The sequence below is a fragment of the Amycolatopsis sp. TRM77291 genome, from assembly GCF_054166285.1.
Window position 1 is genome coordinate 962,367 of sequence record NZ_JBSZHF010000001.1, and the last position, 20,182, is coordinate 982,548.

Consider the following 20,182-nt stretch of genomic DNA (forward strand, 5'->3'; position numbering starts at 1 on the left):
GACATCTGAGGCTCGATCTACACGTCTGGTAGCGCCGTAGCGATCTTCGTGCAGCCAACGATTACTCTGGAACGAAGTCGGTGGCGAAGCGTCGGCTGGGGAGGTCGTATGGGCAGGCTTGGACGCCGCTTCTGGTGGCTCGGAGGCATGGCTGCTGTCGGCCTGGTGCTCTGGGGAGCGTGGCAGCTTGGCGCATTGAACTGGCTGTGGGAGGAAAACCATCCATATCGGCCGGTGGTCGAAGCGCTGAGCTGGGTCGCAGGCATCGCAGGACTGATTCTCGGGGCAATCACTCTGATTGTCTCGCTACGCCAGCTGCAGCGCGAACACAGAACCGAGGGTGGGGCTGCAACGCGACCAGCCACCGAGGTGGCCGGAAGGTATACGGTCGAAGTTCGAGACGGTCGTGGGGTCCAGATCGGTGACCACAACACACAGACCAACCACTTCGACCGGTAGTTAACAGTGTTCTCCCGAGATCGACAGGACCGCAGTCCGACCCCGTCGGAGCTGGCGCGGCGTGTAGACGTCAGCCAAAGCGAAGGCGTGCAGGTTGGCGATCACAACACGCAAAACAACACCTACGTGGTTAATTGCCCCGAGGGTCACGGCGTCGTTGCGCCAGCACGGGACAATGAGGCGATCAGCGATACCGTGGACAGGAACTACCGGCGGAACCGGATCACGCGGCCGCCGGTCATGGCTGCCCATCCTGGAGCGCCACTTCTGGCCGACCGACTGACTGCAGATGATGGCCGTCCAGTTGTTGTGATGCACGGTCGTGCCGGTTCAGGCAAGAGCACGGTCGCGGCCGAGGCTGTGAAACAGCTGACCGAGGCTGGCTGGACGGCTGCGGTAGTGCGCATGGACGCGATCGACAGTGTCTGCCGAAACGCCGCGGCACTAGGGAAGGCAGCAGACCTGCGGTCATCCCCCGTGGACGTCCTGGCTGCGGCTGCCGGCGGTGGACCGGCCGTACTCGTCATTGATCAGCTCGATGCGGTGAGTACGTACAGCGGCCGCATCCCCGACAGCTATCACGCTGTCGCCGAGGTGGTCGAACAGGCGAGTAGGTACGGCCGAATGAAGGTCGTCCTCGTCGTGCGTACAGCTGACCTTTTGGATGATCCGAGAATGAGGTTTCTGCTACTCGACGAGGACAAGGTCGAGCAGCTCGAGGTCGGGGACCTTGATGCCACGGCGGTACGTGCTGCTCTCGCTGAGTTTAGCGTCGACGCGACCTCACTAGCGGCGGATACGTTCGACTTGTTGCGAGTCCCTCTGCACCTGGCGGTGTTCTTCCGGCTGGAAGCCAAGTCTCGTGAGCTGCCGTACCGGACACTTCCGGACCTGTATCGACAGTTCACAGGCCAGCTCCGTTCGCTGGTCGAAGGCGACCTTGGGGCGGCTGGCTGGCACGGGGCGATCGCACCTCTCGTGACCTACATGAGCGAACACGAGACCCTGCATGCACCAGCTGCGCTCCTCGATCGGCTTCCGCAACGTGCACGGCCAGCACTGGCTTCGGCGGGGATCGTCCGCGATGACGGCGACACCGTCCAGTTCTTTCATGAGACCTACTTCGACTTCTTGTTCGCACAAGAATTCGTCGCCCAGGGGCAAGATCTGCACGACTTCGTGGTGAACTCGGGTCAGCAACTGTTCCGGCGCGCCCAGCTGCGCCAGGTCCTCGAACACCTCATCGGGGTCAATCGACGGCGGTTCCGGACAGACGCGGTCCGGCTCTTGACCAGCGACGCGATTCGTTCGAACCTTCTCGACGTCGTGATCGGGGTCCTCAGTTCCCTGCCGGCTGCGGCAGACGACTGGCTGGCGATCGAACCGTTCGCATTCAGCGGCTCACGTCGTAGTGGGCGGCTCCTCGCCCTGCTGATGGAGCCCGCTTGGTTCGATGCTGCCGACTCGGCCGGTCGTTGGGAGCCGCTGCTCGCGGAGACTGCGACGGCTACACCGACAGCCAACGTGCTGATCAGGGCGGCCAGGGAGCGTGGGAAACGCGTCGCTGAACTGGTCAAGCCGTTCATCGGCAACTCTGACGAGTGGACGCTTCGACTGCGGTCCATGGTCGTGTGGTTTCTGTCGCCAGGCCTGGTCGACCTGACCGTTGAGCTGCTCCGCCGCGGCTTGTTGGACGGAGCTCGAGGGCCGATCGCGGTCAACAGCAACTTCTGGTCGATCATCGTCGGCCTGAACGACGAAGATCCCGCAGGAGCGGCGCGGGTGATCGGTGCCTATCTGAACCGCGCCAGAGAACGAGCGCAAGCCGACGGTGTCGCCGACCCGTTTCCGGACTACATCGACCAGGCAGGAGGCGCCGGTGGCGACAAGACGATCGTCGAGATCGCCACAGCAGCGCCACAGCAGTACCTGGAGCACGTGCTCCCCTTCGTACTTACAGTATTGGACGACACTGCCACGGACGCCGATAGCGAGCGAAAGACCGGAGGTCCTTGGGCGCACAGGTTCTACCGATCTCATCAAGTCACCGCAGCAGTCTTAGACGGCATCGATATCGCCCTACGCGCGACTGCGCACGACCTTTGGAGCAACTCGAGCTCGATTATCCCCACTTTGTGCAGCAGTGATCACGAGGTCGCGCGGTTTCTCGCGTGCCGTGCCTACGCAGTCATCGCCGAGTCAGCAGCGGACGAGGCGATCGACTGGCTGCGATCGGACGACCGAAACCTGAAACTGGGCTGGCAGGGCAGCAACGTCTGGGCATCACGGCTACTCATCGAGGCAGCCACACCGCACTGCGGCGATGCCCAACTCGAGGCTCTAGACACGAAGCTCCTTGCCCACTACCCCACCTGGGAGAGGAAGCCCGGAAGAAGTGGAGCCTGGGGGTACACCCAGTACGTGCTGATGTCGGCGTTGCCCGAAAGTCGTCTGACACCTGCTGTCAGGCGCAGGCTAGGTGAACTCGAGCGCAAGTTCACCCGCGCCGCTATCCGGCCACCTGAGCCTGTTGAAGCTCACTTCGTTGGCCCGCCGGTGCCCGAAAAGGCAGGCGAACACATGACCGACGAAGACTGGTTGCGAGCTATCGCCAAGTACAGTTCGAGGGAGGAACTCGCTCGTCGGAACTTTGCGGTCGGAGGCTCGCGAGAACTCGCCCAACTGCTCGGTCGCCGTGCCACGATCGAACCGCAACGCTTCACCGAACTCGCCTTGACCTTTGACGAACAGATTCCGACATCCAACATCATCGAAGTGGTCAACGCAGTCGCTGGCAAGGTCACCACCGCGAAACTGACTGAACTGTGTGAACACGCGAGGCATCTCGCAGGGGAAGCGGCAGGCCAAGCCGTGTGCCGAGCCATAGCAAACACCGCCGAGGAAGCCACGGATGCCTTGATCGGCCTACTCGAGCACTACGCCCGCGCGGTCGATCCTGCGGTGGAACGCGCGGGCCGACGGCCCGACGACGAGTTCGATCTGGCAACGGAAGGGCTGAACTCGACTCGAGGAGTCGCCGCTGCGACAATCGGTCAGATTCTCGTTGCTGATCCGACGCATGCACCTCGGCTGCTCCCGGTCGTGGCGGAGCTCGCACAGGATCCAATCCTGTCTGTACGCGCGGAAGCCGCTCGCCCTGTTTTGGCGCTGTTCGAAAGCCACCTGGAGCAGGCGCTCGATATCGCTGACGCACTGTTCTCTACGAGCACGATTGAGATTCACCTCTCAAACCCTGCTAACGAGCTGATGCTGTACGCCGTCTGCGAGGCAGGCCCGCGTTTCGCGCGGCACCTCGACCGTGCGCTCGAAGCAGGCAGTTCCATCGCGGTAAGCGCGGGGCACATCTGGGCCAATGCCTTTTTGAATGACCAGCTACCGGAGGCATGCCTCTCCGACGTCCTCGACTTACCGAACCTGGCGCGGCAGGGAGCCGCGCAAACCATGGCCACAGCACCGCATCTTGCTGCCAACGAACTCGTAAGGCTATTTGACGACGAGGATCCGGACGTCCGCAAAGCCGCCGCCGCAGCGATCAGAGTCCTCCACGAAACCGACTCTGCCTCGATCACTGAACGCGTCGTGGCGGCATACACGGCCAGCCGAGGCTTCCCAGACAGCTTCGGTGTCCTCTTCCACGCGCTTGAGCAAAGCCTGCGATTACTGCCCTCGACCACGATCATCGCCTGCGAACGCGCCGTCGAACACGCTGGTGCCGAACTCGGTGATCTGAGTAGAGCCACCGCGGCTGTCAGCCGTGACATTGTCACCGTCGTGCTCCGGCTCTATCGGCAAGGCGACGCGGCAATGCGCGATAGATGTCTCAACGTCGTCGACAAGCTGGCCGATGTCGGGGCATACGGGCTGCAGGAGGCGCTCCAGCACGAGCGTTGACGGGCAAGTTACGCAGCCTCCTGACCGGTACCTCTGGTTGTCTACCTGTTCGGAGGTCGCCACTGGCATTTCATGTGACTCATTTCGCCGCCGTCAGCCAGCGCACCAGCATCACCCAGTGACCCTGCCGGGTAAACCAGGCACTCGTAGGTGGCAGGGAGCCGCTGTACAGCAGCGAGGCCGCGCTTGCGCCGTCTCCGATTGGTCTCCGTTGCCGAAGCAGAGCCCGACACGGCCCGATACAGCCTGCCGCTCGGACGGGTGCAAGACCCATGCTGACCTGCGCAGATGGTAGAAATTCGACACTTCGCGGCGCTGGCTGACCTTATAGCGGAGGGGACTTGTAACCCGAAGGAATCTGCGGCTCATCGACGTGGCGTTGCTTGCCTTCGTCGCGTTTGCACTGGTAATAGCCGAGTTGCGAACTGTCAAACGGTGGCGCATACCGGGTCTGTCCACTTTTGACGCTGGCGCCCGGGAGGTCAGTATGGCTTGGACAGAGAAGATCGGCCAGCGCTCGTGGCGTGTCCGTTATCCCACGGCTGATGGCAGGATCGGGTCGCGTTCTGGTTTCGGTACTAAGAAGTTGGCTGATGACTATGCCAATCAGATTGAGGCCGATCAACGGCGTGGTATCTGGTTGGACCCGCAGGCGGCGAAGACCAGCGTGTCCGCCTGGGTGGCCTTGTGGAGCGAGACTCTCGATGTGGAGGTCCGGACTGAGGAGAACTATCGCAGCCGGATCCGTAACCAGATCGAACCTCGGTGGGGGAGTACCGCGGTCGGTGATATCACCGCCCTGGCGGTGACGTTGTGGGTCAAGGAGTTGCGGCGCCGTTACGCCCGGTCGACGGTGGCCGGCGTTGTCACGGTGTTCTCGATGATGCTTGACGACGCTGTCGACGAGCGCCTCATCGCCGTCAATCCTGTGCGCAGGAGGGCGCGGCGTGGTCGGCGCCGTGAGCGGTCGCCTGTTCCCGCGGAACGGGTCTGGGCCACGCCCGAGCAAGTTGTCCGGATCTCCGACAACGCGGAGTTGCTCGGCGGCCGCTGCTACGGGCTGTTGGTGGTGACCGCGGGCTGGACCGGGGCACGCTGGGGCGAACTGACCGGTCTGCGCCGCGTCAACACGCACCTCGACGACGGCTGCATCGTCATCGATCCGGACACCGGCTGCTTGCATGAAGGCAACCACCGGCTCTGGCTCGGGCCGCCCAAGACGCCCGCGTCGGCACGCACCATCACGCTGCCACCGTTCCTGATCGATCTGTTGCGGGATCACCTGGACGGTCATGATGGTGACGTCGTGTTCGCGAGTCCGCGTCGCTGCTGGTTGCGCCGCAGTGACTTCGATCGGCGGGTCTTCCGCCCCGCGGTGGACGGAAACCTGCACCGTCCCGACGCTGCTGTGCCGATCGAACCGGTCCGGCCGGGGCTGACGTTCCACGGACTCCGGCACAGCCACAAGACGTGGATGATCGCCGACGGTATCCCCGAGATCGCCCAAGCCCGACGGCTCGGGCACCGGCTCGACAACCGCATCGTGGAGACCTACAGCCACGTCGCCCCCGAAGTCGAACGACGCTTGCTCCGCTGTCTCGAGCGCCGCTGGCGCAAAGCCCGCACGGCCGTTGGCCTACCGAACGCGCCACAGCCGGCCGGATCTGCGCGAACGCTGGTTGACCCCCACCGCGCGCCGCGGTGGTGGGAAAGCAGGGGTGAGAACCTGCGGCAGCTGAGAGGTTTCCTGCCTCGCTTCACCGCGAGCCCCACGTGTCCTCGGCCTGGCGCCTGTTGCTGATCATCGAGCAGGCAGAACAGGCAAGATCGATCCTCCAGAAATCCTCCAGCAAGGGTTCCTGAATCGATCCGCAGCGGATCTTCAGGTGATCACCGAAGATCATCGGTCCAACGAGAAAACCCTCCCTGACCTGCGGGAGTTCCGCTGATTCGGGAGGGTCTTCGTACTGTGGAGCTAAGGGGACTCGAACCCCTGACCCCCTCACTGCCAGTGAGGTGCGCAGGGGGTTTCTACCTGCGGGAACGGAGAAACCGCAGGAAAAGCGCTGTGGTTCAGCGCTGCTGGATGCAGTTTAAGACCGTTCGGGACCTCCTCGTGCCCCAGTTTTGCCCCAGGGAAATTCGTGTGAATGACGACAGGCGATGTCGGGAGCGCGCAGCAACTGCGAGGAAAAGGGTGGCTCCACGCCGAGGGGGAGGGAACGCGGAGCCATCTGGAGAATCCTGGCACGATTGGGCGGTGAGCACCGGGTGAGGGCCCTTCGAGACTGGCGACCCAGCCGGCCATCTAAGAGACCATGGCTCGGCGAAGGGGCGCTCCCTGCTACTGGCCCGATGGCGTGGGTGCTGGGCGGCGTTGTGTGGAAGCGACGCCGCCCAGCCGGGTTACCCACCCAGCCCAAGCGGATCTCGGGCGCGGAGATCATGGCAGTCGGCACCGACAATTCCCGACTACGCGGAGGAGGCGGCGCCTCGAGACAGGATATCCTGGCACGTGAGCTGGCCCGGATCATGGCGCCCGGTCTGGATGGACGGTGGTCTCCCTCTAAGCGATGCCTTGGGCAAGAGGTAGCGGACGGGCGGTCTCATCGCGGGATCGGCCGTTCATCGTGTGCGTTGCCCGTCAGCTGGTCGCGACTCAGATCTTTCACACAGTCGGAGACGGCTGACATGTCGAGCCCTGATCCGGTTAGCCTGCTGATAGGCGGAGCGAAGGAGTCAACATGACCGGAGCAGGGCTCGTCTACATTCCCGCGTTCATCATGTCCATCTACCTCGCCGGTCGGTCATACCCAACGCAACGAGCCAGGCTCATCGCGCTGTCGGCCCATTTGCTCGTATCGGCCGCAGTGGTGACAGGGTTGAGTTTGGCCGCGGTCAGCCACGAGGAACCTGGCATCATCGGACTTTGGTTGGCGATCTTCGGCCCCGGCGCCGCCATCGCCCTGTGCCGCCTCGTCGCCATACTGTGGCAACGGATTGCCGGAACCGCTGGCGAGCCGACGTAGAGCACGTCACCCAACGATGGCCAGCGGACTCATAATCCCTTGGCCGTCGGTTCGAGCCCGACCCGGCCCACAACATCGATACCGCTGCCGACCTGCAGAAATGTTGGCCCTTCGGCGGCAATTTCGCCTCGGCGTTGATCGCGACTGGGCTCCATTATGTCTCCGTTTGCTCCGGTGTGCTCATAGGTGGAGGAGTGTTCTGCGGAGCCGGGTGGTGGCGTAGCAGCCTTCTGCTTGTTCGTCACGACCGCTGGGGTGGGGACTTCAGCAGGTTTGGAGTTCTTTGCTTCCGCAACTGGACAAGCTGGGTGTGGTCGCAGGTCGGCTGGGCGTGATCTGTGTTCTCGAGCAGAAGGCCAGTGATGTCCACGGTTTTACCCTCGCCCTGCGCACTTGGAACTGACGCGGTCACGTCAGGCGGTGAACTTGAGGTAGAGCGTGGCGTACTCGATGGGAGTCATGAGCTCGGCGCCGCGTTGGTGTTTGGCGAGTTCGATCTGTTCGGGACGTCGGGTGTACTCGTCGTCCGCTGGTCGCAACGGGTCAATCTATGCAGGTTAGGCGACCTTTCTTGGCCAGTGCCGCGCCGTATCGTCGCGGCGGTGGTGCGCTGTACGACCGGCTTGACGTGGCTTCGCGCTAGCGGGAGGAGTCTTCGCGGGCGCATCGGCTAGTTTGACTTGGGTGCGATCGAGTTGGTTTCTTGTGCCGGAGGAGAACCCGGCCTGGGACATGAATGGCGACCCATGGTCTAGCTCGCGGTTTACAGAGGTCCTCCATCTCGGTCGGCTTGACCTTGTTCGCCGTACGCCGCAACAGGAGCCAAGCGACATTGACGCGGCGGTTGATCTGGGCCGCCTCGCGCATGGCGAACTGGAGTTGTTCGGCACCGACGGTACGCAGAGGCTCGACGACGACGAAATCGCAGCAGTTCTACGAACGTTACGCACCGTCCTCAAGCGTCTCGGTGTTCCGTTCGACCTGCCGTTCAGGGACTTCAAGGGCTTTCATGGGTTTTGGAGCTCCCGAGGGATGAGCGGAGCTGGCGGATGGGGTGCTAGGCGCGGGTACCTCAGCGAGGTTTTCAACCCCGTATTCACTCGGCTGGACGACCTCGATGACGAGCGTGGCGGGCGTTCACGCTTGCGCGGAGTGGACGGCCAGCCCCGGAATCTCATTTTCGCGTCTACAGGGCCGAAACCGGACATCGTGTTGCGAGACGCGATCGACAACGTCATCGAGGTCACCAGGAACGCCGAGTACTGCTTATTCTACGACCATCCGCTGGACACGTCCGGCTTGACCTGGGCTCAGCTGTGCGACTGGTGGCGCATGACGAAGAACCTTGGTGGTGCCCCGGAGCGGGAGGTCGCGCTGAACCTGTATGGCCGCCTCGCTGCGTCGCTGGGTGACAACAAGGTCGAGCGTGCGCTGTTCCGAGCTTACTGTGAGCGCTACGGTGCCGAACAAGGCTCGTCCGTGCCTGCTCTTCTACCTCAGGTCTATCTTCACTACGACCCGTCGACGTGGAAGCAGCGCGGTGGGCGCCCAGGCGCGCTCGCACGGGAACGGATGGACTTCCTGCTACTGGCGCCGAACGGGGGACGTGTCGTGATCGAGGTCGACGGCAAGCAACACTACGCCGACGGCGATCAGGCATCTCCACAGCTGTACTCGCAGATGGTCGCGGAGGATCGCCAACTCCGGCTGCGCGGGTATGAGGTCTATCGATTTGGTGGGTTCGAGTTGACCCAACCTGATGCACCGTCCATGTTAAGCAAGTTCTTCGCGGAGCTACTGGCATCGCTTTAATCCTGATATGGAACCATATTGCGAGCCTCCAGCTCGCAGGGCACCGTCGAATGCGCACCGCGGCGGGTGCATTAACTAGCTGACGGAGTGAAAGCTTTCGGCTCGACTACGTCGCGATGAATACGTGCCCTAGTCAGAAGTGTTTGTAGCGTGCTGGAGTCCCAGGTCTTGCGCAGGATTGGGTGACCACGACCAGGGACGGGACTGGACCTCCCTCGCAGGCAAGCGAACCGAAGTGCGTCTTTGGTTCGGGTCTCGGGTTGTCAGCGTGTTGGCGGCGGGTTCACCGTTGGCCATGGCCAGCCTTGCCGATTGGGCCTTGGAGACCACAGAGAGCGAGCGCAAGCGTCGGCGTGCCCGGTGCGGCATCGGAAGATCGTGAGGCTGGCAGCTGATATTCATGGATGGCTAGGTCGTATGCGTGATTGCGCCGCCGCAGTTCTGCGCTCGGGAGTTAGGGAGTAGGCCTCACACGCAGGTGGCGCTCGCGGGGACGAGCTGCGGCGATCGCTGCCTCGAATCTCGCCGGCCTGATCGTGGACAGCGCGGTGTTCGTGCCCTTCGCGTTCGGATCGTGGGCGCTGCTGCCCGGGCAGCTCGCGGGTAAAGCCGCCGCCACAGCGGTGGTCTGCGTGGTCCTGGCGCTGTGGTCGCGGCGGCGGGAGGTGGCGTCGTGAGGTTCTTTCTCGGCACCCACCAGCCCGCCTGGCTCGCTCGTGATCTCAGGGTGCCGCTGCTGGTCTCGCACCAGCGCCTGGCCGGGCGCCGCACCCTGCCTCGCGCGTTGGGGCAGAGGGCGCTGGATTCCGGTGGTTCTCCAGCTCGTCGAGAACCGTGTCATCGACCGGGCGAGCCGCTTCGGGTGGAAGTGCCGAGCTGCAAGGCGTCGGCGGGGCTGTGCCCGGACAGGTGTGCCGCGCAGACCGGTCGAGTGCGAGTGGCGTAGGACTTGGCGGCCGCGACCAGCCCGAGGCCGAGGCCACCGAAGGCCAGGCCACCGAAGGCGATCATCCACGTGATTCCGGAAGTGGTGGTGAACGGCGGCGCGATCGCCGGACTTGGCAGCACGCCCACGGCGGTGAGTGGTGCGAAGATCAGGAGGAAAATCCCGTAAACCGACAGACCGACGGCTGCCAGCCACGCGGGGAGCAGGGGCAGCAGGCGGGGGACCCGCCGCCCGGCGAGGACCAGCGTCCAGCGCGGGAACACCTGGCCCCACGGGTACATGAGCCCCAACAGCAGTAACACCCCGGCCGCCGCGGCCAGGACCGTCACATCGATGCCCACCGCTGCCAGCGCCTCAACCGCTCCCGGCCCGCTGGCGTTGATTTCCCGCCATCCCTCGGCGGTGACCCCGAGCGCGTCACCGCCCAGCGTCCAGATCGTCTTGACGCCCGCCCACGGCAGCAGCCCGCACATGAGGACGTAGACCGTCCGCCGTGTCCGCTTCGACGCGATGCCGGCGCGGGGGTGAGCGAGCGGACCGTCGCCGACCCCTGGATGCTTCTGCCCGCACCTCGGACACCGACCGCGCCACCGCCTGGCCCACACCTTCCAGCTCGCGCCCCCAGGTGGTTCGGAACTCCCGCTCACGGTCATCTCCCCGTTCTCACGATCATCTTCACCGAGATCATGGCCGCCGCTAACTGTGACGACTCTCAGGAGAGGTAACGGCTCGGTCACTGGAGTCTCATGAGACAGCTGGTTCTGGGGAACGGAGCCTCTACCGAGCTCTCGCTGCATGGCCGCTGGCGCAGCGACGCCCGTACCTCGCGGTCGTCGGCGATCCAGACCGTGCAGAAGCCGGGCCGCCCGATCCCGGCCGGCTGCGTGACGCTGACCGACTCGGTGCGGCTGCTGCCGACCCCGACCGCCTCGGACGCGAAGAACTGCACCCACGACACACACGACGGCGGACCGTCTCTTCCCGACCGCGCCCGCGCCCTGAGCACACCGACGCCACCGCCGGACGGAACGCGGTGCGCCGCGGCCCACAGCGCAGGGATCGATAGCTGCCTTTCCCCCGGTGCGTGGGGCCCGGCCGCCGGCACCGTTCGTCCACCGACTTCTCCGCCACACCGATGACAAGGAGGCCCAGCTCTCATGGACACTCCACGACTTCTGCCGACCCCGCGCGCGACCGACGGCACCAAAGGCTGTCCCGCGCAGCGCGGATCGAAGGGCGATCTGATGCTGCCCTCGGTCGTCATCGCCGTCACCACACCCGCACCGAAGTCCCGAGCGCGGAAGGAGGTGAAGGACCGTGACGACCGCCCGCGTACCGCGCTCCCGCCGCGCAGCACACGGTGAACCCGGGCCGGTGGACTGGGGCGAGTACGGCGTCGCCGTGCATCGATGGGAACTCCTCACCGGCCGCCCCGCCCCGTACCCGACCCAGCCCGGCCGGCACGGACGCCCCGTGCGGCCCCCGGGCCAGGCAACAGACCAGGATCACGGCGAGAGCAAACCCGGCTATCGCGAGTTCATGGTCGGTAAGCTGGTTGTCGCCGGGCGCCGGCCTGGCGAAGCTCAGAAAGGCGCCAAGCTCTGCCGCGCAGAGCGTCGTCCCGGCCAGCACGGCGCGGTCTGGGTCGCGTGATGCTGCAACGCCTTACTGATACCCAGGGCGAGCGCGGCGAGCACCGCAGCCGGAAGCCCTGGCCACAGGAAGGGTTTGTCATGGCGAGCGATTCCTCCGCCTGCGGTGGGCAGGCCACAGGTCGTTCGGCGGCGGAGTTCCCATCGCCCGGATCAGGTTGGATGGACCGACCTGACCGTCAGCTGATCGCCGGGGATGTCAGGATTCGCGCAGCCGGTTCCGTCGGCAGGCACGAAATTCGATTCGGTCTCCTGCGGCAGGTAGATCCGCAGGCCTTTGACCCGGCACCGGGTCACAGGTAGCGGGATCGTAGTTGTGGACGTTGACGAACCGGATGTCGGCGGCCGCGACCTGCCCAGGGCGCAGCTCGACCACGCCGCCCTTGTCGCCGGCGCGGTCGGCTGGTTTCCCTACCTGGTGCCCGTCGTCACCGGCAACATAGGACACTCCGGGGAAGCCTTGGATCCGGCATGACTCATTGCCGGAATTGGTGATCAGAAGGGGCCGGTAGACGGAACCGGCGGCACCATCTCCTTTGCCGAGCGCCAAGGTGACGTCGTCTGATTGGCAAAGACCATCTGAAGCCGTCTCGGTCTCCAGCGTCCGTGGCGCCGAGGTCGACCCGATGGAGCTGCTTGTCGAGGACACAGGGGGAGCACCGGTCAAAGCCGGTGTCGTTCCATCATCACCGCAGGCGGAAAGGAGAGTGCAAACCGACGCCGTGATGGCCAAGGTCCATTTCGGACTTGGCTTCAACATGATGTGAATTCCTTTCTGATCGGTATGAGTGGTGACGGGAGGTCCTGATGGCTTACCCGTGTCCGGTGTTCGATTCCTACCTTGGTAAACCGTTACGTCAGAGACATGTTCGGCGCGACAGGTGGGCGGCGGCCCTGACTATCGATCACTTCTGGCTGGCTTGGGACTTGTCGTTCGCGTGGTCATCACATCGGCGGCGGCATCGCCGGATCGCAAGGGAATCGTCAGGTCAAGCTCTTTGGGCAGTCGCCACACTTGAGGTGGAAGGCCCCCCGTCGGCTTGGCGGGGGATGCCGGACGACAGGAGTTTCCTCATAAGTATGAAGCCACGCCGGCCCAAGGCAATCACAAGCGACAGGAGTGATAGTGAAGCCGACGAAACGAGCCGCCTGGCTCCCGCTGTCGCGGGAGCGTGTACCTTTCTCGCCGGTGTCTGGTTGATACTTTCACCGTTTGTGCTCGATCATGAGTGCACCGGAGGCGGATTCGACGGGCACTGGAACGATGTGCTCGTGGGCATCGCGCTGATCGCAATCGGTTCCGCGCCCCTGGTGGAACCTCGCGCGGCTTCATGGTGGTTCTCGGTGCCGCCGATTCTTGGCCTATGGCTGCTCGTAGCGCCTTTTGTGCTGGAGTATAACGACGGAATGCCAGCACCCGGAGTCACGACGAGCGATATCGCGGTCGGTGTGTTCCTGCTGCTCATCTGGTATGTCATCCCCACGTCTCGGGTAAGCCACTCGCGCGGACAGTGACGCCGAGGAAATCGAGCTACGCAGGCGGTGGTGTGCGGCAGCCCGGTCTTCGCGATGTCGTTTCGGGGCGGTGACCGCCGACCATGAGCGGACGAGTTCTTCGCGGGAACGCATTGTATATGAGATATGATCAACCTTCCAATGCACTGATCCGGGTTGGCTTGGCGGTGGCGATCCTGAGCGTGTTCGCATGTGGTGATCCGCGCACTCATGGGCAAGGCGGAGACGCGCTCGGAACGAAACCTCCGCGAACACGTTCCCCGATGCGGCATCAGTTGGCTCGCACCGGCTTCTTCGAGCACGACATCCGGCCTTCTGGCACCTTATCGTCGGTGTGACGTCCGAGCCGACGACCACTTCCGGGCAGGACGGTGGCGAGTCAGCTGACAGCGTGGATGGTTCTTGTTCGACCGACTGTCGGAGCGGGGTTGACTGGAGTGCTTGCGCGACTGGTTCTCGTGCGAGGGCGAGTGCGGGGATGGCCGTGAAAACAGTGATGTGAGCAGGTTCCCCAGTCCGGGAGCCAGGAACCGGGCAGGTACTGGACTTGGCTGCGCCAGGCGAAGGGGATCCCGGCGGCGCCGGGAAGGGCGGGAAGCAGCTGAGCCATGGCGAGACCCAGTCCCGTTTGCCCTGGGGTGGCGCCGAGCGTGCGGGCGACGGCCAGAGGGTGGCGGGTGTCGAGTACGGCCGTCCAGGCGCTCACCGCGGTATTGATCACTTCGAGGACGAACAAAGACGACCGTTGCGAAAAGTCCATAGTGGACTCATTGACCTCAGGCTGGGGTCGCCATTTGTGATTTTCCTTCATGTCTCAAGGATTTTCGGCACATGGCCCCAATCGGCTCCCCGGATGTGGCACGATCTGGATCGTGACAGGAGGCTTCCCTGGTTCGCGCCATAGGGAGCCGTCGAACGATATGAGGAGTTCCGCAGTGCGGTCGTACGACGTCCTGGCCCAGTCGGCTGCGCCAACGGCCGTGGTATGGACGTTGTTGCTGGACCCGAGGAGCTGGCCTGCGTGGTCGCACATCGACTCCTTGGACCTGGGGGGTTCGAGTGGTCTCTCGGTGAACAACAGGGACGGTGTCGGCGCCATACGGGCCTTCCGCGTCGGGAGGAGCGTCGCCACTGATCGGATAACTGGCCTCACGCCAGGACGTCGGTTCGCCTACGAGAGCGTGGAGCACCCGCAGATGGCAGACCACAGTGCAGTGGTCGATCTTCTCGAAGTCCTCGGTGGTGGAACTCAGATTCGTTGGCATGGAACGTATTCGCCTCGCGGGATGTCGCGGTGGACCTCCGAACGGCAAGTTCAGCGAGTGATGCAGGGTATGGCGACAGGGCTCGCGAACCACGCCGCCGGGCTGAGCACTTCGCCGGCTCGACGCGACTGACCAGGCCGGTCGGATCGTAAGGTGATTGTCAGGTTCGTTCACGCCATCATGCGGCAAGGTGGTCGCCGTCCGGCGAATGCCGGAGGACGGTGAATTGACGGCACAGGAGCACAACACCGCATGGACCAGTGGAGTCCCGACGTGGACCGTGAAGCTGATGTTCGCGTGGTGCGGCACAGCCTGGTTCCCGCCGCGATCCACGGCATGGTCTTCCTGGCCGGGCTCTGGCTTGCGTTGTCACCATCGATACCGGACATCGGGGGAAACGAAAGTGGCTCCTCGGGCTATTGGAACGAACGTGTCGCCGGAGCCGCCTTGATCTTCTGCGGTGCGGCTTCTCTTCTCGAGCTCGCCGAGTACCAGATCTGGCGACCGGTCCAGTCGGTCACCGGGCTTTGGTTGCTCGGTACCCCCTTCTTCCTCTCGTATCACAGCGGCGGAGCCGAGTCCGATGTGGCGATCGTTGACATGGTTGTAGGAACGATCGTTCTCGGCCTGTCTTTCCTCGCTTGGAAAATCCCGCGTTGGTCGCCGCCGGTGAGAGTGAGGCGGCAGCGGTCATGGACGTGTTGACCGAGTTGGAACAGCGAGCCTGGCGAGTACTCACGGCCGACCCGGCTGCCGCACGCTCGTTCTACGAGACCATTCTCGATGACCGGATCGTGGTCCTGCTCGCCGACCGGTCGCCCATCCAAGAGCGAGAAGTGGCGCTTAGCGCACTATGCGGTGACAAGTGGGATGCCTGTCGCCTTGACGGCTTGAGCGCGACACGGATTAGTCCTGCCGTCGGGTTCGTCAGCTACGGCATGGTCGCCACCAAGGACGGTACACCCTACGCGGCGCAGGTGAGCAGCGTCTACGTCAGCCGAGACGATAGCTGGAAGCTCAGGTTCCACCAGCACACCCGCAGATGGTAGTCGCTAGTGGACAGTGCGAGTTCCATTTCGGACAGTTCGCGGATACGGTGTTCCGCAGATACGTGGAGCGGCTTCCGGTGAGGCGTCGATAGCGGACGGTGAGGAGAGGCGAGTGCCATTCGTCTTGTCGAGGCTGCTGGCGCGTTGGGTGTTACAGCAGGGGTGGATGCTTCCGGTCGCAGTCGTCCTCTTCGTCTTCACGACGAGCTGGCCGCTGATGGCCCTGGTCGAACCCGCGGGAAGCGAGCTCGTCGAGCCGGGGAACTATTGGTGGTACTTCGTGGTCACCGCCGCGACAGTCGGATACGGCGACTTCTCGCCGGAGACCACCGCGGGCCATTTCGTCGGGGCCTATGTCATCATCGGCGGGATCGCGACGCTCACCACGGTGTTCACCAAGCTCGCTTCGAAGCTCGAACAGGCGAAGGGACGGCGGATGCAGGGGATGGAGACCGTTCGGGCGAGCGGGCACACGCTCCTGATCGGCTACACGGCCGGCCGCACCGAGCGTATCGTCGCGCAACTTCTCGCCGACGGCGTGACCGGGCTCGTCCTCTGCGCGAGCGACGAAGTGCAGGTCCACCCCATGCCGTCGCAGCCGGTGGACTTCGTCCGTGGTGAGCCGACCGCGGCCGACGTGCTCGCCCGGGCCGCGGTCGGGGCGGCGAGCAGCATCCTGGTCGACATGGGCGACGACAACGAGGCCTTGGCCGTCGCGGTGACCGTCGACCACGCGAACCGGTCGGCGCATGTCGTGGTGACGTTGCGGGACATGGAGAAATCCGAGCTGGTCCGCTACGTGGATCCGCGGATCAAATGCGTGCAGTGGCACACGCCGCGGATGGTCACGGAAGAACTGACCTCGCCGGGAATCGCCGAGGTCTACTCCGAGCTGATGACGGCGGGCGGGGCCGGGACGTACTCGGTGACGTTGCCGACGTCGCTGGGGAGGCTGAGCACCGAGAAATGCCGGATGGCACTGGGGCGTACTTTCGGGGCCACAGTACTGGCCGCGCGGACCGACGACGACCTCGTGGTCAATCCCGCCTGGGATGCTGAGCTCCCGGTCGGGGCCGTGCTCTACTACGTCAGCCCCCGGCGCCTCACTGACGTGGAAATCGAAACTGCCTTACAGAAGCGTCGTTGAAGAGACCTTCTCAGTGGTTCTCAAGCGCCCGAAGAACGCGAAACCGGGCCAGACGGTGCAGCATCTCCCCCATAGCATCGGGCCGGATCTGACCGTCGAGGTCGGCGTGGGCTGACCGCACGATGTCGTCGACGGCCGACTCCGGGAGGGAGGCCGCGAATTCGCGGGAAAGCCACTCGCGAACTTCTTCGGTGATGTCGTCGGTCCGGTGGTCGTGGACGGTCATGTCCCTCCTCCTTACGACGACTTCCTTCATTGTGTCGGTGGTGGCGGGGACTGCACCTGACGAGTGTCTGACGTTTGCGGCGGGGGCGTGCAGGGTGTCGGCGGCATCGATCGGCTGGTGACCGTCGGGGTCGTGGTCGGTACGAGGGTGGTGATCGGTTCGGGTTCGTCCTGGGCGGTCACGCCGCAGCCGCCGAGACACGCCAGCGAGGCCAAGACGAGTACGGACGAGCGGAGCTTCATGTCGTGGCCTCCGGGAGTTCGACGACGAAGCGGGCACCGCCGCCGGGCCGGTCCTCGACCCAGACCGTGCCACCGTGGCGGTGGACGTGGTCGGCGACGATGGCCAGTCCGAGGCCGCTGCCGGTTTCGCGGTCGCGGCGTCCGGCGTGCAGACCGCGTGCGAAGCGTTCGAAGATGCGTTCGCGCAGCGCGGGCGGGACACCGCTGCCGGCGTCGTCCACTTCGATCCTCGCCCGATCACCGTTCCTGCGGACGGTCACGGCGACGGCGCCTTCGCCGTAGCGGTCGGCGTTGTCGAGCAGGTTGGTGACGACCCGGTCGATGCGGCGGCGATCGGCGGAGACGAGGGGGGTTTCGGGATCGGTTTCGATACGTATCCCGGCGGCGTTCCTGCTGTCGATGACGTTGCGCACGAGGGCGTCGAGGTCCACCAGTTCGGCCGAGTCTTCGGTGTCGTCCTGGTCTGCCCGGGAGATCTCCAGCAGGTCGACGACCATCCGCTGGAAGCGGTGCAGTTCCGAGCTGAGCAGTCCCAAGGCCTTGCGGGCGGTCTGCGGCATGGCGTCCTGCCTTCGGACCATCACCTCGGTGACGTTGATCATCGTGGTGAGGGGTGAGCGGAGTTCGTGGCTGACGTCGGCGGCGAAGCGTTTGTCGCGGCGGACCCGTTGTTCGAGCTGCTCGGTCGTGGTGTTGAAGCTGGTGGCCAGCGGGGCGAGGTCGGGGTCGTTCTGGTGAGGGAGCCGTGTCGTGAGATCTCCTCGTGCGACGCGGGACGCGGCTCCTCGGAGCGCGGCGAGCGGGCGAAGGGCTCGTTTGGTGGCCCAGGCACCGAGGGCGACTCCGAACAGCGCGGCGACGACGGTGCCGGTGATCAGCAGGAAGCTGAGGTACCGGAAGGTGCGATCGAGCTCCAGCAAGGGATACAGCTCGACGTAGATGCTGTCGCCACCTCCGACCGGAGTCGCGACAGCGAGGACGGGAATGCCATCGGCGATGAAGCGTTGCCGTGCCGCGACACCCTTGCGCGCGCTCTCCACGAGACTGGCGGGTATCGCTCCTGGCTCGATCTGCCGGCCGCTGGTGAGCCAGCCGTCCGGCCGCGACAACAAGATCGACGAATCGGGTCCGCTGGCGAGCCCGGTCAGCAGTTCGTCGAGGTTGTCCGAGTGCTCCGCCAATGCCTTGTCGACCAGGCCGACGTTGACCTCGGACTGACGAGTGGTGCTCTGCTCTCGCTGGTCGAGCATGTAGCCGGTGGTCAGGTTCCAGGTCGCGACACCGAGCACCGTCATCACCAGCGCCAGCCCGAGGCCGAAAGCGGCGGCGACGCGCCAGCGCAGGGAAAGCCGACGCAACGCCGAACGAACGGCCGAACGTGTCATGACCCGGACGCGATTTGGTAGCCGCGTCCGCGTACGGTCAGCACCAGCGTCGGATTGTCTGGATCCGGCTCGATCTTACGGCGCAGCCGTCTGATGTGGACGTCGAGCAACCTGGTGTCGCCGAAGTAGTCGTGCCCCCACACACGGTGCAGCAACTGCTCGCGGGTGACGACCTTTCCCTCGGCCGCCGTGAGTTCGGCCAGCAGACGGAACTCGGTGCGGGTCAGGTGCACCGGTGCCCCGTCGCGATGAACGCTCTCCTCGTCGGGCCGGATCTCGAGCTCGCCCACGGTGAACAGCGAGGGGGGAGGCGGCGCCGTTCGCCGGAGCAACGCCCGGATCCGTGCCGCGAGTTCGCCGGCGACCAGTGGTTTGGTGACGTAGTCGTCCGCGCCGGCTTCGAGGCCGGCGATCACGTCTTGAGTGTCGGCGCGGGCGGTGATCACGATGATCGGCAGTGCCCCTTGGTCGCGCACGGTCCTGCAGACCGTGAGGCCGTCGATGCCCGGCAGCATGAGGTCGAGCAGGACGACGTCGACCTGGATACGTTCGAGGAGTTCGAGACCGTCTTCGCCGGTCGCCGCACACTCGATGTCGAAACCTTCATCGGCGAGCGCCAGGCTCAGGGCCTCGCTGATCATCGCGTCGTCTTCGACGAGCAGTACGCGAGTGGACACAGTCGGCATCTCCTTTCCGCCGACCAGACTTCCCGGCACACCGCGGCCGACGATATCAGGCCGCGCTGGAACCCTTTCTCGGATCGACCACCGTTGATCGTAAGGCACTCGTCAGGTGCGACGGCCTTTCTTCATGTGAGGGTGGGTTGCATGACCGAGGTATTGACGGCAGAGGCTGGAGTGGTCAACGGAGCGAAGCTCGATCCGGAGGTGCGGCGGAAGCGTGACCATGCGGACCGGTTGTGGTCCGTCGCCGCCGGGCATCGTGATCTGGCCGTAGAGCTTGAAGCGGGAAGCGGGCCCGATGCGTTCCGGCGCGCGAAGATGCAGCGCCTGCTGGGCGAGGTGGCTGCGCACCACGGATTCGCGTATCACGAACTCGCCAATGCGGCCGAGGCCCGAGCGGCGGCCAAGGCGCATCCCCGCGAGTCTCCACAATGGACGCTTCTGCTCGACAGGTCGTTCTCGGCGATCCGTCGCGCGGAAGCGCATCATGAACGTGCCGCGGCCTACACGGCGAGGACGGTCGGAAACGAAGCGGCCGCACGAAGGCATGAAGCGGCGGCGCGGGAAGCCGACAGCCGCGCCCAGGCGACGGCGGTGGAAGCACGCACGGCTTGAGTGTGGCGAAAGCCCCGCGCCGAGGGGGAGGGAGCGCGGGGCCTTCGTCCGACGAGTGTATCGAGTAGACGGCTGGGAAGCAGTGCGAATCGCGTCAGGAAACGGCCTCGCCGGTGTGATTCGCCCTGCTGTTGCGAGTAACGGGGCCGGGTTCAGCAGCGTCGGCCACCGCCTGGGCCGCGGCTTCGGCGGCGCGGGCAGCGTCCTCGGTGGCCTCCTCGGCCACGGTGTCGGCCGGAGTGGCC

The 20,182-nt window shown here is 64.8% G+C and carries 21 protein-coding genes; 15 read left to right on the forward strand and 6 right to left on the reverse strand.

The window, feature by feature from the left end; all coding sequences use genetic code 11:
- Positions 1-108: 108 nt before the first annotated feature.
- The 4 genes from ACXIZN_RS04610 to ACXIZN_RS04625 all read left to right on the forward strand — a co-directional run bounded on the left by ACXIZN_RS04610 (position 109) and on the right by ACXIZN_RS04625 (position 7,400).
- Entirely contained in the window at positions 109-459 is a 351-nt protein-coding gene (locus ACXIZN_RS04610; protein ID WP_457952709.1) for a hypothetical protein, read from the forward strand.
- Between the two features lie 87 nt (positions 460-546).
- On the forward strand, positions 547-4,371 hold the full coding sequence (locus ACXIZN_RS04615) for a hypothetical protein (protein WP_457952710.1): 3,825 nt from the start codon (positions 547-549) through the stop codon (positions 4,369-4,371).
- A 373-nt stretch (positions 4,372-4,744) separates the two neighbouring features.
- Positions 4,745-6,172: a tyrosine-type recombinase/integrase gene (locus ACXIZN_RS04620; protein ID WP_457952711.1), complete on the forward strand. Its 1,428-nt coding sequence runs from the start codon at positions 4,745-4,747 to the stop codon at positions 6,170-6,172.
- Positions 6,173-7,115: 943 nt separating this feature from the next.
- Positions 7,116-7,400: a hypothetical protein gene (locus ACXIZN_RS04625; protein WP_457952712.1), complete on the forward strand. Its 285-nt coding sequence runs from the start codon at positions 7,116-7,118 to the stop codon at positions 7,398-7,400.
- A gap of 413 nt (positions 7,401-7,813) precedes the next feature.
- On the opposite strand, the gene ACXIZN_RS04630 is transcribed toward ACXIZN_RS04625, so the two are convergent.
- Positions 7,814-7,939, reverse strand: coding sequence for a hypothetical protein (locus tag ACXIZN_RS04630; protein ID WP_457952713.1), 126 nt, complete (start codon positions 7,937-7,939; stop codon positions 7,814-7,816).
- 145 nt (positions 7,940-8,084) lie between these two features.
- Here ACXIZN_RS04630 and ACXIZN_RS04635 point away from each other — a divergent pair, with 145 nt between their 5' ends.
- From ACXIZN_RS04635 to ACXIZN_RS04645, 3 genes are all read left to right on the forward strand, one after another.
- Entirely contained in the window at positions 8,085-9,212 is a 1,128-nt protein-coding gene (locus ACXIZN_RS04635) for a hypothetical protein (RefSeq protein WP_457952714.1), read from the forward strand.
- 548 nt (positions 9,213-9,760) lie between these two features.
- Entirely contained in the window at positions 9,761-9,889 is a 129-nt protein-coding gene (locus ACXIZN_RS04640) for a hypothetical protein (RefSeq protein ID WP_457952715.1), read from the forward strand.
- The gene (locus tag ACXIZN_RS04645; protein WP_457952716.1) at positions 9,886-10,158 is read left to right on the forward strand and encodes a deazapurine DNA modification protein DpdA family protein; all 273 of its coding nucleotides are present in this window, start codon (positions 9,886-9,888) and stop codon (positions 10,156-10,158) included. The genes ACXIZN_RS04640 and ACXIZN_RS04645 overlap by 4 nt, the downstream gene beginning before the upstream one ends.
- Here ACXIZN_RS04645 and ACXIZN_RS04650 read toward each other — a convergent pair.
- Positions 10,050-10,805: a hypothetical protein gene (locus ACXIZN_RS04650; RefSeq protein ID WP_457952717.1), complete on the reverse strand. Its 756-nt coding sequence runs from the start codon at positions 10,803-10,805 to the stop codon at positions 10,050-10,052. The two genes, ACXIZN_RS04645 and ACXIZN_RS04650, sit on opposite strands and share 109 nt — an antisense overlap.
- Before the next feature lie 510 nt (positions 10,806-11,315).
- Between ACXIZN_RS04650 and ACXIZN_RS04655 the strand changes: the two genes are divergently transcribed.
- Positions 11,316-11,522: a hypothetical protein gene (locus ACXIZN_RS04655; protein WP_457952718.1), complete on the forward strand. Its 207-nt coding sequence runs from the start codon at positions 11,316-11,318 to the stop codon at positions 11,520-11,522.
- A 487-nt stretch (positions 11,523-12,009) separates the two neighbouring features.
- Here ACXIZN_RS04655 and ACXIZN_RS04660 read toward each other — a convergent pair whose 3' ends face one another.
- Complete coding sequence (locus ACXIZN_RS04660; RefSeq protein ID WP_457960457.1) at positions 12,010-12,459, reverse strand: DUF4232 domain-containing protein; 450 nt, start codon at positions 12,457-12,459, stop codon at positions 12,010-12,012.
- Between ACXIZN_RS04660 and ACXIZN_RS04665 the strand changes: the two genes are divergently transcribed.
- The 6 genes from ACXIZN_RS04665 to ACXIZN_RS04690 all read left to right on the forward strand — a co-directional run bounded on the left by ACXIZN_RS04665 (position 12,437) and on the right by ACXIZN_RS04690 (position 16,786).
- The gene (locus tag ACXIZN_RS04665) at positions 12,437-12,577 is read left to right on the forward strand and encodes a hypothetical protein (protein WP_410585750.1); all 141 of its coding nucleotides are present in this window, start codon (positions 12,437-12,439) and stop codon (positions 12,575-12,577) included. The two genes, ACXIZN_RS04660 and ACXIZN_RS04665, sit on opposite strands and share 23 nt — an antisense overlap.
- A 313-nt stretch (positions 12,578-12,890) precedes the next feature.
- Positions 12,891-13,325: an SPW repeat domain-containing protein gene (locus ACXIZN_RS04670; RefSeq protein ID WP_457952719.1), complete on the forward strand. Its 435-nt coding sequence runs from the start codon at positions 12,891-12,893 to the stop codon at positions 13,323-13,325.
- Positions 13,326-14,245: 920 nt separating this feature from the next.
- Positions 14,246-14,722, forward strand: coding sequence for an SRPBCC family protein (locus tag ACXIZN_RS04675; protein ID WP_410585643.1), 477 nt, complete (start codon positions 14,246-14,248; stop codon positions 14,720-14,722).
- A 141-nt stretch (positions 14,723-14,863) separates the two neighbouring features.
- A complete protein-coding gene (locus ACXIZN_RS04680; RefSeq protein WP_457952720.1) occupies positions 14,864-15,295 on the forward strand; it encodes an SPW repeat domain-containing protein in 432 nt (143 codons plus the stop codon).
- Positions 15,283-15,639, forward strand: a complete 357-nt coding sequence (locus ACXIZN_RS04685; RefSeq protein WP_457952721.1) for a hypothetical protein — start codon at positions 15,283-15,285, stop codon at positions 15,637-15,639. The genes ACXIZN_RS04680 and ACXIZN_RS04685 overlap by 13 nt, the downstream gene beginning before the upstream one ends.
- 112 nt (positions 15,640-15,751) lie before the next feature.
- Positions 15,752-16,786, forward strand: coding sequence for an ion channel (locus tag ACXIZN_RS04690; protein WP_457952722.1), 1,035 nt, complete (start codon positions 15,752-15,754; stop codon positions 16,784-16,786).
- A gap of 10 nt (positions 16,787-16,796) precedes the next feature.
- Here the strand turns inward: ACXIZN_RS04690 and ACXIZN_RS04695 are convergent, their stop codons facing one another.
- The 3 genes from ACXIZN_RS04695 to ACXIZN_RS04705 form a co-directional block, all read right to left on the reverse strand.
- Positions 16,797-17,042 carry a hypothetical protein gene (locus tag ACXIZN_RS04695; RefSeq protein ID WP_457952723.1) on the reverse strand — a complete coding sequence of 82 codons (246 nt, stop codon included), beginning with the start codon at positions 17,040-17,042 and terminating at the stop codon, positions 16,797-16,799.
- 208 nt (positions 17,043-17,250) lie between these two features.
- On the reverse strand, positions 17,251-18,639 hold the full coding sequence (locus ACXIZN_RS04700; protein WP_457952724.1) for a sensor histidine kinase: 1,389 nt from the start codon (positions 18,637-18,639) through the stop codon (positions 17,251-17,253).
- Positions 18,636-19,325 (reverse strand): winged helix-turn-helix domain-containing protein, encoded by a 690-nt coding sequence (locus ACXIZN_RS04705; protein ID WP_457960458.1) that lies wholly within the window; start codon positions 19,323-19,325, stop codon positions 18,636-18,638. Before ACXIZN_RS04705 ends, ACXIZN_RS04700 begins: the two co-directional genes overlap by 4 nt.
- Positions 19,326-19,466: 141 nt before the next feature.
- Between ACXIZN_RS04705 and ACXIZN_RS04710 the strand changes: the two genes are divergently transcribed.
- Positions 19,467-19,937 carry a hypothetical protein gene (locus tag ACXIZN_RS04710; protein WP_457952725.1) on the forward strand — a complete coding sequence of 157 codons (471 nt, stop codon included), beginning with the start codon at positions 19,467-19,469 and terminating at the stop codon, positions 19,935-19,937.
- Positions 19,938-20,182 lie beyond the last annotated feature (245 nt).